Raw genomic sequence first — 14,245 nt, 5'->3', positions numbered from 1 at the left:
GCTCGCTAATCTGGATGACTCATGGAATTTTTCAACGATGCAACGTTGGCGGCGGCAGGTCATGCGTTGTCGACGCTCTTGCAGTTCCACCGTCTGATCTTTCTCGTGTTCGGCGTCGTGGTTGGCCTGGCGATCGGACTGTTGCCCGGGATCGGCGGACTGACCGGCTTCGCATTACTGGTGCCGTTCACCTACACGATGGATCCCTACGCGGCCTTTGCGATGTTGCTCGGCATGGCTTCAGTCATCACGACTTCGGACGTGATCCCGGCGGTGCTGTTCGGCGTGCCGGGCCACGCCGCTTCGCAGGCGACCGTACTCGACGGTCTGCCGATGACCAAACGCGGCGAAGCTTCACGCGCGCTGAGTGCGTGCTACACGTCCTCGCTTTTTGGCGGGCTGATCGGAGCGGTCATCCTGGCAGTCTCCTTGCCTCTGGTCCGGCCATTTGTCCTCTCGATTGCCACCCCCGAGATGCTGGGGCTGACTATCTTCGGTATCTCGATGGTGGCGTCGCTATCGGGTAATGCGCCACTGAGAGGTATCGTCGCAGCCTGTTTCGGCATTCTCGTAGGCATGATCGGCACGAATGTCGAGACCGGGCAAATGCGCTGGACGGGTGATCTCCTTTATCTGCAGGATGGCGTTCCGCTGGTGCCGATCATTCTTGGCATCTTCGCGCTGCCCGAACTATGTGAGCTCGCTATCCGGCGTACGGCGATCGCGGGGAACATGCAGTTCAGTTCGCGCGAGGGAATGCGGCAGGGCGTGACCGATACGCTGCGAAACTGGTTTCTGGTTATTCGGTGCGGCGGGCTGGGGGCGCTCCTTGGCGCGATTCCCGGCATTACCGGCGCAGTAACGGACTGGATCGCCTATGGTCATGCAATGCAAACCTCGAAAGGTGCGAGGGAATCTTTTACCACAGGCGATGTACGCGGCGTTATCGCCCCGGAGGCGGCCAATAACGCGAGAGAGGGTGGTAGCCTGGTGCCCATCCTGGCTTTCGGTGTACCCGGCGGTGCAGCGCAGGCCATTCTTCTCGGCGCGATGATGGTGCACGGATTCATACCCGGCCCCGACATGTTGACCAAGCATCTGGACCTGACCTATTCGATGGTCTGGTCCATCGCTCTCGCCAATATCTTTGGCGCGGGCCTGTGCTTCCTGCTCAGTGGGCAATTTGCCAAGATCTCGACGCTTCGCTATACGCTCATCCTGCCCGTCATCATGCCCATCATCTATGTGGGTGCGTTCCAGGGTTCGCGCAACTGGGGCGATCTGTTCGTATTGCTGATTGCCGGGGTGATCGGCTGGACCATGAAACGTCTGAAATGGATGCGTCCACCGTTGATCCTCGGTCTGGTGCTCGGCGTGCTGATGGAGCGTTACATGACGATTTCCGTCATGCGATATGGCGCGCACTGGTTATTGCGGCCGGGCGTCATGGTTCTTCTCATGCTCGCTGCGCTGATCTTTCTCAATCCACTGTTCAAACTGGTTCGCAGAGGCGGTCTTGCACAGCTCAAGCCGAGTGGGAAAGTCAAACTCAAGCTCGAAGACTTCATGTATCTGTTCTTCATCGGCGTAGGGATTTACATGCTGGCGACCGCGCAGGGCTGGCTCTTCATGGCCAGAATAGGACCGACGGTGGTAGCAAGCATTCTCATCATTGCCGGGACGCTTAGTCTGGCGAACAAGGTCTTGGTTGCTCCGCTCCCTGCCCGGCCGGCGCATGGAGGCGGCATCCACATGGATGTAGCGAGCAGCAATGACGAAAGCCTGGCAAACCGAACCGTTTTGCTGCGGGCAGCGAGATTCTTTGGCTGGTTCCTCGCATTTCTCGCCTGCATGGCGCTGATCGGCATGATCCCGACCGTCCCGCTCATGATCGTGGCCTTCATGCGCGTCGAGGGGCGCGAGTCGTGGCGGCTCAGCCTGATTGTCGCGCTGTGCGTGACGGCGCTGCTCTACGGGATATTCCAGCAGATCATTCACATCCCTTGGCCGAGCAGCCTGTTGGGTCAGTTTTTCCCCATGCTGGCAGTCGGGGGTGCGTGAGGTTGCTGCGGAGTCGCGGGCATCCGCCAGACGCAGAGTGAATTTCTCGGGGCTGGAGTCGGATCGGTACGGGGCGTGTGCCGATGCGAGATCCTGCTTCGGCATCGTTTCATGGGAAGGAGAGGGCAAGATGGACAATCGACTCGAACGTATCGACCCGGAGAAGGCCTCCGATGAGCAGCAGAAAGTGATTGCGCGGCTAGGCGAAGGGCGAGGACGTATTCCTACGCCGTTCAATATCTGGCTGCACAATCCACATCTGGCCGAAGGGATGGAAATCATCGGCACCCATGTCGATCGCTCGCCCGTGCTCAGCGAAGCGGAGACCGAGGTGGCGATCCTCTCGACGGCGGTCTTCTGGAACGCGCCCTATGTGGTCGCCAACCACCGTCGCCATGCGCTGAAAGCGGGCATTCCCGAAGCTGTAATCAATGACATCATCGAAAAACGCCGCCCCGAACCGGTCGACGGACGCCTGGGCGTGGTTTGCGAAGCGGTTTGCGATATTCTTGCCGGCGGCGCGATCGACGACGCGCGCTTTGCCCGTTACGACGCCGAGCTTGGCCGTGCCGTGATTGCCGAACTGCTGATTACCGTAGGCTATTTCACCTCGGTTTCGCTCGCCATGACGCTGCACGCGCTGGAACCCAAGGGCTGATCGTTCATCCCGCGGCAGGAGACCTGAGTCCGTGGCGCGGGACCTGCCGCTATCGCGAATGGACGCCGTTTTTGCCGAACATAACCATGCATATCGACCCACGCTTTTATACCGCCGCGCATAAAACACAAGAGTGGGCCCCGGCATGACGCACGTATCCAAAACATCGGCGCTGGCGGTAGACGCGGATGCTGGCGTGTCCGCCCTGCTGGGCCAGCCGTCGTTCAGGCGGTATATGGCAGCTCGCGTCGGTTCCATCACGGCCCAGCAGATGATCTTGCTCGCGGTTAGCTGGCACATGTATGACCTGACATCGAGTGCGTGGGATCTCGGCCTCGTCGGACTTTTTCAGTTCATGCCTGGGCTCGCCACGACGTTTGTCGCAGGGCATTGCGCCGATCGCATGCATCGTGGCCGGATCGTCGCAGTCTGTCTTGCGGCCCAGGCCATCATAGCCGCGCTGCTCGCCGTAGCGACCCTCACGCATGTTGTGACGCGCGACGTGCTGCTCGGACTTGCGCTCGTCCTCGGCGCGATCCGGCCGTTTCAGATGTCGGGACAGCAAGCATTGCTGCCGATGCTCGTTTCGCCAGGGTTGCTGGCCAGATCGATGGCGCTCAGCACGGTCGTCCAGCAGATATGCGTGGTCGCCGGTCCCGCCTTGGGTGGTCTGCTGTTCGCGATTGGCATCAACGCCGTCTATCTGACCTGCGCCGCGCTTTTCTGCGTGAGCGCCGTGATGTGCGCATTCGTGCGTTACGACTACGTGCCGCCGCCGCGCGAGCCCGTCACGGCAGGAACGATCCTCGCGGGATTGCGCTTTGTGTGGAGCAACCCTTTGCTGCTCGGTGGCATCTCGCTCGACCTGTTCGCGGTTCTGTTCGGGGGCGCCACTGCGTTGTTGCCTGTCTACGCGAGACAGATCTTGCATGTCGGGCCGCAAGGACTGGGATTGCTGCGCTCCGCACCGGCCGTGGGCGCGTTCTGCGTGGGCCTCTTTTTGTCGCGGCATGCCATTCGGAGCGGTGTCGGCAAGAAGCTGCTGATTGCTGTAGCCGTGTACGGCATCTGCATCGCGGCCTTCGGGCTCTCACGATCGTTTCCCGTATCACTGGTGCTGCTGGCGATCGCGGGCGGCGCCGATACGATCAGCGTCGTCGTGCGGCAGACCCTGGTCCAGTTGGAAACGCCCGATCGCATGCGCGGACGAGTCTCAGCCGTGAACACACTGTTCATTGGTGCAAGCAACCAGCTCGGGGAATTCGAATCCGGGGCGACTGCGACCGTGTTCGGCGTGGTCGGCTCAGTCGTGTTCGGTGGCTGTGCAACGATCCTTGTCAGCGTTGCATGGAGTCGTTTATTCAAGCCGCTTGCCAGGCGCGATACCTTGCACTGACCGCCGCGACTCCGCGGCCACTCGCTCATCCTGATTGATCGCCAGGATGCACTGCGTCGCGAACCACTGCGACGCAGTGTCTGCGCGTCCCCCAAGCACACTTTCCATCGTCGCTTCTTCTGCCGTTTCCAGCATCAGAGCGCCTCATCAGCGCACCTATGACTTTACCAAATGGTTAAGTGCGCCGCCCTTTATTTCAATAGACGGAAAGCGCGCTCCGCAAGATCATGTAGCCAGCTAAATCTCCCGCACATCGATGCAGCGCGCCTATGTCGGCGCGTAGCTGCAACGCTCAGCGGGTCAATCGAATACGGCTATTCAAACAGGAGACCCCGTTGACCAGAAAAGTCCCGCTCAAGATTGCAATCGCTGAGCATCCACATACGTCGGCTATCCGTAACGGTTCCATTCCCATTGAGGGCGTGGATGCCGAGTTCATCACCGTCCAGCCGCAGATCGGCGCGTTTCGCCGCATGGTTCGCGATGTCGAATTCGACGTCTGCGAACTGGCGCCGACGACCTACATCATCGCCCGTGCCTATGGTGCACCTTTCGTTGGTTTGCCGGTCTTCGTCGTGCGTCGTTTCCACCACGGCGGCCTGCTGGTGCGTCCGGACGCCGGCATCAAGACTCCGAAGGACCTCGAAGGCAGGAAGGTCGGCGTGCGCGCGTACTCGGTCACGACCGGTGTCTGGACCCGTCAGGTGCTGATCGATGAATTCGGCCTGGATTCTTCCAAGGTGACCTGGGTGGTCGACGACGAAGAACACGTCACGCAACTCAAGCTGCCGTCGAACGTCATCCACGCACCGGCTGGGAGTTCGCTGGCGGAAATGATGGCCACGGGCGAACTGTCCGCAGGCTTTGCCGCCGCCGCAGGGATTGGCCGCACCGGCGCGCCGACGGGTGGGTGGAAGGAAGTCGAAGCCGACTATCCCGATCTGCTGCCCAACGCGACCGAGCTCGAGAAGGAATACTACGCGCGCACCGGCGTCTATCCGATGCACGGCACCATCGTCGTGAAGGACTCGGTGCTCGCTGAGCATCCGTGGATCGCGAAATCGATCTACGACGCTTTCGCCCAGGCGAAAAAGGAGTGGCTGGCGCGCCTCGATGCCGGCGAGGCCACGAGTGCCAGCGACAGGAAGTATCTCGAACTGCGCAAGATCGTCGGACACGATCCGCTGCCGTATGGCTTGCAGGAAAACCTCAAGACAATTGAAACGCTGGAAGCGACCGCGTTCAGGCAAGGTCTGACGCCGCGCCGCCTGTCGATCAACGAACTGTTCGTGGACCCGCTGGCCCGCTGAGAGGCTCGCAATTTTTCTTGCACGGGACTGGAGTAAGGCCTGACGTGCCTTGCTGCGGCCCGATGGAGACAACATGATTATCGATTGCCACGGTCACTTCACGACCGTCCCCGCTTCCTTCCGCGCCTGGCGTGCCAGGCAGGTCGAGTTCGCGAACGATCCGGCCAACGCACCTTCGCCCGACGACGCTCATGTGAGCGACGACGAAATCCACGAAGCGATCGGCAACGGCCAGCTCAGGCTGCAAAGGGAGCGCGGCAGCGACCTCACACTGTTCTCGCCGATCGCGGGCCTGATGAGCCACCATCTGGGCAACGAACGCACGAGCCTGGAATGGGCCGGGGTATCGAACGACCTCGTGTACCGCGTCACCGAACTCTATCCGGACAACTTCGCGCCGGTGTGCCAGTTGCCGCAATCGCCGGGTGTCGCGCCTGCCAACTCGATCCCGGAGCTGCGGCGCTGCGTCGAACAACTGGGTTTTGTGGGCTGCAACCTGAACCCCGATCCGAGCGGCGGCTACTGGACCGGCAAGCCGATGACCGATCGCGAGTGGTATCCGCTTTACGAAGCGCTCGTCGATCTGGATGTACCCGCGATGATCCACGTGGCGGCTTCGTGCAACCCGTGCTTCCACGGCACGGGGGCGCACTACCTGAACGCCGACACCTCGGTGTTCATGCAACTTCTGCAAGGCAACGTTTTCAAGGACTTTCCGACGCTGCGTTTTGTGATCCCACACGGTGGCGGCGCGGTTCCCTATCACTGGGGGCGTTATCGGGGCATGTCGCTCGAAATGTGCGACCGCCCGCTCGAAGGGCTGCTGGATAACATCTTCTTCGACTCCTGCGTCTATCACAAGCCGGGTGTCGAGCTGCTCACCAGGGTCATTCCTGCCGACAACGTGCTGTTCGGGTCGGAGATGATCGGCGCGGTGCGTGGCAAGGATCCGGCAACGGGCCAGTATTTCGACGACACGAAGCGCTACATCGACGCGTGCACGGCGCTCACCGACGAAGACCGCTACAAGATCTTTGAAGGCAATGCACGGCGCGTGTATCCGCGGCTCGATGCGCGCCTGAAAGCGCGTGGCAACTGAGGTCGGCGCCGGCCGAATGCAATGAATCAAGTATAGAGACAGGCACTGAGACACTCATGACTTCCCCAATTGTTGATATTCACCCACACATCATCTCCGACGACGAGAACCGCTATCCGCCGGCGCCCCTGTTCGGCAAGCGTTCGGACTGGTCGAAGGAACGTCCGACCACGGTCGAGACGCTGATCGGGTCGATGGACGCCGCGGGCGTGGCCAGGGCCGCTGTGGTGCATTCGTCGACCACCTACGGCTTCGACAACAGCTACGTGGTGGACGGTTGCGCGAAGTATGCGGACCGCCTGGTCGCAGTCGGTTCGGTCGACGTGCTCCAGCCGGACGCGCCGCAGCGTATCCGCGAATGGGTGGTTCAGGGCCTTGCCGGTCTGCGTCTGTTCACGGGCGGCAGCACGAAAGAATTCGACCCGAGCGAACTCGACGATCCGCGTTCGTTCCCGGCGTGGGAACTGTGCGGCGAACTCGGCCTGCCGATGTGCATCCAGACGGGGCCGATCGGTCTGCCGCAAGTCACGGCGCTCGCGAAACGCTTCCCGACGGTTGCGATCATCCTCGATCACCTGGGCCGGCCGGAAGTGGCGGACGGTGTACCGTATGCAGCCGCAAGGAGCCTGTTCGACCTGGCGCCGTTCGGGAACATCTATCTGAAGCTGACGCCGCGCATCTTCGGCGACGTGAAGAAGGAGAAGGCGAGCGCCGGGACGTTCTTCCCGCGTGTGGTGGAAGCGTTTGGTGCGCAACGGATGGCATGGGGATCGAACTATCCCACCTCGCCGGGCACGCTCGCAGAGATTCTCGCCACCGCTCAGGCAGGGCTGGCATGCCTGAGCGAAGAAGACCGCGCGTGGGTCTTCGGCAAGACTGCGCAGAAACTGTATCCGGCATTGGGTTCCGGACGAGATTCAGTGTTCAAGGACAAGAGAGAACTGGCATGAGCGATACCCGCCTTAACAGCATCATTCGCGCGTTGGAATCGGGCAAGCCCGCGTTCGCAGCGTTTTCCAAACTGGACAAGCAGAACGCCATCGAGATGAGCGACGCGCCGTATGACGGGCTCATCTTCGAGATGGAACACAACCCGTACGACGTGACGGCACTGGGCGACGCGCTGCAATACATGCTTAGCCGCAAGCAGATCGCCGAGTCCGGTTCGGTGGCGCCGCGCGTCACGCCGATTGCCCGTATCCCGGCCAACGGTGCTGAGATGAACCAGTCGTTTGCGAAACAGGTGCTCGATCGCGGCGCCTATGGCGTGATCTGGCCGCACGTGTCGACGGTGGAGCAGGCTTATAACGCCGTCGCATCGTGCCGCTATGCCCGGCCCAAGGATGCACCGCTGTATGAACCGAAGGGCATCCGTGGCGATGGGCCCGCCAATGCGGCGCGCTACTGGGGCTTGAGTATGGCCGACTACTACCGGAAGGCCGACGTGTGGCCGCTCGCACCCGAAGGAGAAATCCTCGTGGGCCTGATGTGCGAAAGCACCGAGGCGATCGAAAACCTCGACGACATTCTTGCGAATGTGCCGGGCATCGGCTTCATCCTGATCGGTGAAGGCGACCTCAGTCAGCAACTCGGCTATCCGCGTCAGTACGAGCACCCGGTGGTAGTCGATGCAATGCGTCAGATCGTCGAGACGTGTCACAAGCACAACGTGGTGGTCGGCAATCCGCACGTCAACGCGAAGAACCACAAGCGTCTGCTCGACGAAGGTTATCGTTTCCTGATCTCGGCTCCGCTGAAGAGCTACGGAGTGGTCGGCATGGCGCGCGAGATGGCGGGGTATTGAATGAACGGAGCTGAAAGCCTGGTTGCGACATTGGTCGATCAGGGCGTCGACATCTGCTTTGCCAACCCCGGCACGTCGGAAATGCACTTTCTGGCGGCACTCGAAAACCCGAAGATGCGCAGCGTGCTGTGTCTCTTCGAAGGGGTGGCGACGGGTGCGGCGGACGGCTGGTATCGGATGAAGGACAAGCCGGCCTCCACCTTGCTCCACCTCGGGCCGGGTTTGGCAAACGGGCTGGCGAACATCCATAACGCGAAGCGTGCGTCGTCGGGGATGGTCAACATCATCGGCGAACATTCAGCCTCGCACCTCAAGTACGATCCGCCGCTGAGCTCGGACATCGAAGCCATCGCACGTCCGCTGAGCCATTGGGTTCGCCGCGCGGAATCGGCGGACACGATTGCGTGGGATGCGTCGAGGGCGGTGGCGAAGGCGTCCGAACACCCCGGCCAGATCGCGACGCTGATTCTTCCGGGCAATACGTCGTGGCAACAGGCGGGCGCGCCGATCGTTCCGCCGCGCACAGAAACTTCGCGCAAGGCGCCGGATGCAGCGCGGATCGAACACGTGGCGCGTGTGCTGCGCTCAGGCGAACCCACGCTGATCATTCTCGCCAACAAGGCGACGCGTGGCGCTGCGCTGGAACGTGCAGGCAAGGTCGCAGCGGCAACGGGCGCGCGGCTGGGCTCACAGTTCTTCTCCGCGCGCATCGAACGCGGCGCAGGACGTGTGCCCATCGAGCGGATTCCGTATGCAGTGCCGCTTGCCCGTGAATTCCTCAAGGACTTCAGGCATATCGTCACGGTTGAGACCGTCGAGCCAGTCGCTTTCTTCAGCTATCCTGACAAGCCGAGCCTGCTGAAGCAGGAAGGCACGCTGGTGCATACGCTCGTTGAAGCGGACGAAGACAGCGCACTCGCGTTCGACATGCTGCTGGACGCGCTGGGTGCGCTCGGCGCAATCAGCACCGCACGGAAGCAGGAGCGCATCGAGACGCCCGTGCCGACTGGTGCGCTCAATCCGCTCAGCATCGCGTATGCGCTGGCTGCTGCGTTGCCGGAGGACTGCATTCTCGTGGACGAGTCGTTGACCACCGGCCGCGAGACGATGGGCTACACCAGGGATGCGGCGCCGCACGATCTGATCAACAACATGGGCGGCTCGATCGGCTACGCGACGCCGGTGGCAACGGGTGCCGCGCTGGCCTGTCCGGACCGGCGCGTGTTCTGCATGGTCGGCGACGGCAGCGCGATGTACACGATCCAGTCGCTGTGGACCCAGGCTCGCGAGAACCTGAACATCACGACGATCATCTTCGCCAACAACAGCTACGCAATCCTCAAGGCCGAGTACGCCAACATGGGCGCCGGCACGCCGGGCGAGCGCGCGTTGTCGATGATCGACATCGATCGTCCGCGGATCGACTGGCTCGCGATGGCGAAGAGCATGGGCGTGCCCGCCGTGGCCGTCGATACCGCAGAGGGCTTCCATAAGGCCATGGTCGACTCGACCCGCGAACCGGGGCCGAGTCTGATCGAGGTCAGGCTGTAAATCTATTCAAGGGTAAGGAAAGACACCATGACATCGACGATCACTGAGGTGCCCGTATTGCGCACCAATCTGGCGGACTATCCGGTCACCAAAGCGATGAAGGACGGACGCGTGAGCTCGGACCTCGTCAAGCTCGACTATTGCGGCCCGACCCCGGCACATAACGGCTTCAAGGCGATGGTCCGCGAAAACAGGTTCGATGCGGGCGAACTGGCGATCGTGACGTTCCTGCAGGCCAAGGCCTATGGCAAACCCTACGTGCTGCTGCCGACGCCGATCTCGGGCCGCTTCCAGCATCATTGCGCGGGCTACAACATCGACTTCGGCCATCTGGACCCGAAGGACATCGAAGGCAAGAGAGTGGGCGTGCGCACCTATACGCAAACCACGGCGCTGTGGATCCGCGGTATCCTGCGTCACGAATACGATGTCGATCTCGACAAGGTCACGTGGATGACGCTCGGCGACGGCCACCTCGCCGAGTACAGCGATCCGGGCAACTGCGAGCGCCTGCCCGCCGGTTCGTCGATCCCGCAGATGATGCTCGAAGGTGCGCTGAGTGCAGCACTGCTCGGTGAAGACATGCCGAAAGACCCGCGGGTGCGCACGCTTGTTCCCGATGCGCAGGCCGCAGCCAAAGACTGGTTTGCGCGCGAAGGCGTGGTGCCGATCAACCACATGTTCGTCGTGCATCAGGACGTGTCGAAGCAGCACCCGGAAGTGGTCCGCGAGCTGTACCGGATGATCGTCGAAAGCCGCGCGCTGACCGAAGGCGGCGTGCCGGCCGTGTTTCCGCCGATCGGGCTGGAAGCGAACCGCAAGGGCATCCAGCTCGCCATCGACTGGGCGCTGGATCAGAAGATCATCGCGCGGCGGCTATCTGTCGACGAGCTGTTCGACGACGTGACCGGCAGCCTCGGGTGAGTGATGAAAGATGGTGAGTGAGGGCCACCGGGGTTGAACCCACCGCGCTTGGAGGTGGCTCCGGCAATCACCTCACCATTATGCGAAGATAAAAGCGAAGCGCAGAAGAGCGCTCGGAAACGGAGAGAATAATAACGGAGATGAACGGATGGAGACAACTCGACTGAGCCGGCCGTCCCGCGAGAATCGCTGGAGCATTCTCGTGCTGCTTGCGCTCGGGTTGATGATCTCGTTTGTGGATCGCGCGAGCATGTCGGCAGCGCTCGCGGATCACCATTTCGTGCATGAATTTGCGCTGACGCATGTCGAGCGAGGCTGGCTCGGCTCTGCCGTCTTCTGGTCCTACGCTTTGCTTCAGTTGCCGATGGGCTGGCTGGTTGATCGCTACGGCGTCAAATGGCCTTACGCAATCTGCTTTGCGCTTTGGTGCGTGGCGGCAGCCGCCACGGGCATGGTCGGCACGCTCTCCGCGTTGATCCTCGTGCGCCTGATGATTGGCGCCGCTGAAGCCGTAGTGGTTCCCGCAACATACCGTTACCTCGCCAATAACTTCAAGGAAACCCAGAAAGGCACGGCGCTCGGGATTTATTCGATCGGCGGCAAGATGGGACCGGCGCTGGGTGCACCGATTGCGGCCTGGCTGATCGTCACGAGTTCATGGAAGGTGATGTTCATTGCCACTGGCCTCGTCGGGCTGATCTGGCTGATACCCTGGTTGCGGATGCTGCGGAACGATTTCCCGTCCGGCGCTGAGCTCATAGTTGCGAAGGAACGGGCGGCCTCGGTGCCGCTTGGCAATCTGTTGTCGAGCCCGGTGGTATGGGGCGGATTAATCACCAATTTCTGCTACAGCTATTTTTCGTTTTACTGCATGACCTGGATGCCGGCCTATCTGGTCGAACAGCGTGGTCTTTCGCTGAAGCAGTCAGGGCTCTATACCTTCGTAAGCTTCGCCGGCATTGCGATCGTGGCGGTGCTTGCGGGATGGGCGGCAGACCGGCTGATCGCGCGTGGCCACGATGCTGTGGTCGTGCGCAAGTCCTTTATCGTGGCAGGGTTTGTGGGTGGCACGACCGTCTTGCTTGGAGCCTATGCGCGCTCGCCGCAAATGGCCTTGTTCTGGAATGTGATGTCACTGTCGCTGCTGGGCCTCGTGACGGCAAATAACCTGGCGCTGGTCAAACTCACCCTGATCCCCAAGCCGGCAGTCGGTCTGAACACGGGCTTGCAGCAGGTAGCGACCAGTCTGGCAGGCGGGATCTCGGCTAGCCTGTCGGGCTGGCTGCTCCATTTGAGTGGCAGTTACACGCTACCCATGCTGGCCATTTTCGGGTTTCTCATGCTGGGGGCGGCCAGTGCGGTCGTGTTACTGCGGCGGAAATGGGCGCCGAAAGTTAATGGTCGCGGAACTGAACGGGGGGCGGCAGAGGAACTGGCGGCGGGTTCCCCCGGACATTAGTACGGTTCTCATCGTTCTAAAGAAATCAGCCCGTGCGGCGGGTCGCGCCACCGACTCTTCGCCGTTACAGCGGCACTGCCCCAGGATTTTGAGCCAGTTCACACGCAAAACCGGATCGTGATAGATTCCCGGCTGCGGCACTCAGTGCCGCACACGTTCTCTGGGCGGGGTGCAATTCCCCACCGGCGGTAATCGCGTCACAGACGCGTAGCCCGCGAGCGCTTGCCGCGTCTTTGGATGCGGCAAGGTCAGCAGACCCGGTGTGATTCCGGGGCCGACGGTCATAGTCCGGATGAGAGAGAGCGGGGATGCTGTTCGCGCTTACGCGCGACTTGGCCCCTGTGCGCCCTTTTTACTTTCACACAGGAGATTGCCAAGTGGCCCCTAGCTATCCTCAGTCCGCCTCACCCGCTCGTCGCATCGCCTTCATCCAGGCCTGCTGGCATAAAGACATCGTCGACCAGTGCCGGACCTCGTTCGTCGCGGAGCTTGCGCGCGCCGGATATGCCGAAGCGGATTGCGATTTCTTCGAAGTCGCCGGTGCGTTCGAAATCCCGCTGCAGGCAAAAATCCTCGCGAAAAGCGGTCTATATGCGGCGGTGGTCGGCGCCGGACTGGTTGTCGACGGCGGCATCTACCGTCATGAGTTCGTCGCCCAAGCCGTGATCTCAGGGCTGATGCAGGTGCAGCTCGAAACCGAAACGCCGGTACTTTCAGCGGTGCTGACACCGCATCACTTTCACGGCTCTAGCGAACATGTGCAGTTCTTCCGCGAGCATTTCGTCGTGAAGGGCGCGGAAGCGGCGCGCGCATGCGTCGACACGATCGCCAGGATCGCGGCGCTGCACGATGCGGCGCGTTCGGGTGCGGCTGCATCGGTGGCCCAGGCTGCCTGACGCATCGATAAAGCCGGCGCTTCAACAGCGCCGGCGGCGCGCTTTTACTTTTCGCTGCGACCTAGTGGTCGTCGGCAAAGATGATTTCGATGCCTTTGCCCGCGAGCCAATCCACGTAATCCTGCGAGAGGCCGCGGTCGGTCACGACCGTATGCACGCGGTCCATGGCGCCGAACGTCGCAAACTCGCGCCGCCCGAATTTCTGCGAATCGGCCAGCAGATAGACGTGCCTTGCCGCACCGATCATGCCGTGTTTTACGTGCAGATCGATGAAGTCCGGATAGGAAATGCCGACGTCCTTTGAGACACCGCCGGCGGCCAGAAAGAGCTTGTCGACGAACATGCCTTCAAAGAACGCCGACGCTTTTTCACCCGATACGGCAATCGTCTCCGGCTTGAACTGCCCGCCGGTCAGCATCACGCGGTTCGTCGGATCGTTGCCGAGCATCATGGCGATGTTCAACGCGTTCGTCACGATGCGCAGGTGCTGATGGCCGACCAGATTCTTCGCCAGCTCGGTGGTGGTCGCGCCGCAGTCGAGAATCACCGAATCGCCGCTTGCCACGAGGCTCGCCGCTTTGGCGCCGATCCACACCTTCGCGGCGGTGGGTTGCAGATGGCTCATGCCCGTGCCGTCGAACATATACGACAGCGTTTTCAGACGCACAAGGCCGTGCACGCGCTCGACCAGGCCGTCTCGTTCCAGGGCATCCACGTCCTTGCGGATGGTCGGCATCGATACGTCGAATGTCCGGGCCAGATCGGATAGCTTCGCGGTCTTCGTGTCCCGCACGTGCGCGTAAATGCTTTCCCAGCGAGTTTTCTGATCCATCTCTACCTTCCCTGTACGCGTGGCAGGCCGACTTTGAGCCGCTTCTGACCGCCCTGGTTGGAATTGCCATCGCATTTGATTTCCTTTGATTATAGCTCGACTTTCTCTTTGGAAAGTCCCTGCGGCGTCCCTGGTGCTCGCCCGGATCGTATCTCTGGGCTTGCCAGCAAGGCAACGTGCCCGTTTCATACGGACTGGCGATGGCGCCTGGGTAATCCCTGGTTAGAAATCAACAGAAACAACTTGACGGAGAGG

12 protein-coding genes and 1 riboswitch are annotated in these 14,245 nt (G+C 61.5%); of the genes, 11 read left to right on the top strand and 1 reads right to left on the bottom strand.

Annotation, left to right across the window (positions count from 1 at the left end):
- The first annotated feature begins 21 nt into the window (after positions 1–21).
- The 11 genes from AC1ECK_RS31050 (at position 22) to AC1ECK_RS31000 (ending at position 13,158) form a co-directional block, all read left to right on the top strand.
- The gene (locus tag AC1ECK_RS31050) at positions 22–2,061 is read left to right on the top strand and encodes a tripartite tricarboxylate transporter permease (protein ID WP_480326142.1); all 2,040 of its coding nucleotides are present in this window, start codon (positions 22–24) and stop codon (positions 2,059–2,061) included.
- Between the two features lie 130 nt (positions 2,062–2,191).
- Positions 2,192–2,719 (top strand): carboxymuconolactone decarboxylase family protein, encoded by a 528-nt coding sequence (locus tag AC1ECK_RS31045; RefSeq protein WP_480326140.1) that lies wholly within the window; start codon positions 2,192–2,194, stop codon positions 2,717–2,719.
- Positions 2,720–2,864: 145 nt separating this feature from the next.
- Entirely contained in the window at positions 2,865–4,115 is a 1,251-nt protein-coding gene (locus AC1ECK_RS31040; protein WP_480326138.1) for an MFS transporter, read from the top strand.
- 335 nt (positions 4,116–4,450) lie between these two features.
- On the top strand, positions 4,451–5,425 hold the full coding sequence (locus AC1ECK_RS31035) for an ABC transporter substrate-binding protein (RefSeq protein WP_480326136.1): 975 nt from the start codon (positions 4,451–4,453) through the stop codon (positions 5,423–5,425).
- 73 nt (positions 5,426–5,498) lie between these two features.
- On the top strand, positions 5,499–6,524 hold the full coding sequence (locus tag AC1ECK_RS31030; protein ID WP_480326134.1) for an amidohydrolase family protein: 1,026 nt from the start codon (positions 5,499–5,501) through the stop codon (positions 6,522–6,524).
- A 56-nt stretch (positions 6,525–6,580) separates the two neighbouring features.
- Entirely contained in the window at positions 6,581–7,474 is an 894-nt protein-coding gene (locus AC1ECK_RS31025) for an amidohydrolase family protein (protein WP_480326132.1), read from the top strand.
- Positions 7,471–8,328 (top strand): HpcH/HpaI aldolase family protein, encoded by an 858-nt coding sequence (locus AC1ECK_RS31020; RefSeq protein WP_480326130.1) that lies wholly within the window; start codon positions 7,471–7,473, stop codon positions 8,326–8,328. Before AC1ECK_RS31025 ends, AC1ECK_RS31020 begins: the two co-directional genes overlap by 4 nt.
- Positions 8,329–9,879 (top strand): acetolactate synthase large subunit, encoded by a 1,551-nt coding sequence (locus tag AC1ECK_RS31015; RefSeq protein ID WP_480326128.1) that lies wholly within the window; start codon positions 8,329–8,331, stop codon positions 9,877–9,879.
- Between the two features lie 27 nt (positions 9,880–9,906).
- On the top strand, positions 9,907–10,803 hold the full coding sequence (locus AC1ECK_RS31010; protein WP_480326126.1) for a type 2 periplasmic-binding domain-containing protein: 897 nt from the start codon (positions 9,907–9,909) through the stop codon (positions 10,801–10,803).
- Positions 10,804–10,951: 148 nt separating this feature from the next.
- Positions 10,952–12,262, top strand: a complete 1,311-nt coding sequence (locus AC1ECK_RS31005; RefSeq protein WP_480326124.1) for an MFS transporter — start codon at positions 10,952–10,954, stop codon at positions 12,260–12,262.
- 151 nt (positions 12,263–12,413) lie between these two features.
- Positions 12,414–12,570: riboswitch (FMN riboswitch) on the top strand.
- A gap of 69 nt (positions 12,571–12,639) precedes the next feature.
- Positions 12,640–13,158 carry a 6,7-dimethyl-8-ribityllumazine synthase gene (locus AC1ECK_RS31000; RefSeq protein ID WP_480326122.1) on the top strand — a complete coding sequence of 173 codons (519 nt, stop codon included), beginning with the start codon at positions 12,640–12,642 and terminating at the stop codon, positions 13,156–13,158.
- A gap of 61 nt (positions 13,159–13,219) precedes the next feature.
- On the opposite strand, the gene AC1ECK_RS30995 is transcribed toward AC1ECK_RS31000, so the two are convergent.
- The gene (locus tag AC1ECK_RS30995; RefSeq protein ID WP_480326120.1) at positions 13,220–13,990 is read right to left on the bottom strand and encodes a DeoR/GlpR family DNA-binding transcription regulator; all 771 of its coding nucleotides are present in this window, start codon (positions 13,988–13,990) and stop codon (positions 13,220–13,222) included.
- Between the last annotated feature and the right edge of the window lie 255 nt (positions 13,991–14,245).

This window comes from Paraburkholderia sp. SSBN10T, from assembly GCF_056619545.1.
This window is presented reverse-complemented; position numbering and strand designations above follow the sequence as displayed.

Coding starts and splice junctions, on each gene's coding strand:
- AC1ECK_RS31050 (WP_480326142.1), top strand. CDS start 22: ATGGAATTTTTCAACGATGCAACGTTGGCGGCGGCAGGTCATGCGTTG.
- AC1ECK_RS31045 (WP_480326140.1), top strand. CDS start 2,192: ATGGACAATCGACTCGAACGTATCGACCCGGAGAAGGCCTCCGATGAG.
- AC1ECK_RS31040 (WP_480326138.1), top strand. CDS start 2,865: ATGACGCACGTATCCAAAACATCGGCGCTGGCGGTAGACGCGGATGCT.
- AC1ECK_RS31030 (WP_480326134.1), top strand. CDS start 5,499: ATGATTATCGATTGCCACGGTCACTTCACGACCGTCCCCGCTTCCTTC.
- AC1ECK_RS31025 (WP_480326132.1), top strand. CDS start 6,581: ATGACTTCCCCAATTGTTGATATTCACCCACACATCATCTCCGACGAC.
- AC1ECK_RS31020 (WP_480326130.1), top strand. CDS start 7,471: ATGAGCGATACCCGCCTTAACAGCATCATTCGCGCGTTGGAATCGGGC.
- AC1ECK_RS31015 (WP_480326128.1), top strand. CDS start 8,329: ATGAACGGAGCTGAAAGCCTGGTTGCGACATTGGTCGATCAGGGCGTC.
- AC1ECK_RS31010 (WP_480326126.1), top strand. CDS start 9,907: ATGACATCGACGATCACTGAGGTGCCCGTATTGCGCACCAATCTGGCG.
- AC1ECK_RS31005 (WP_480326124.1), top strand. CDS start 10,952: ATGGAGACAACTCGACTGAGCCGGCCGTCCCGCGAGAATCGCTGGAGC.
- AC1ECK_RS30995 (WP_480326120.1), bottom strand. CDS start 13,990: ATGGATCAGAAAACTCGCTGGGAAAGCATTTACGCGCACGTGCGGGAC.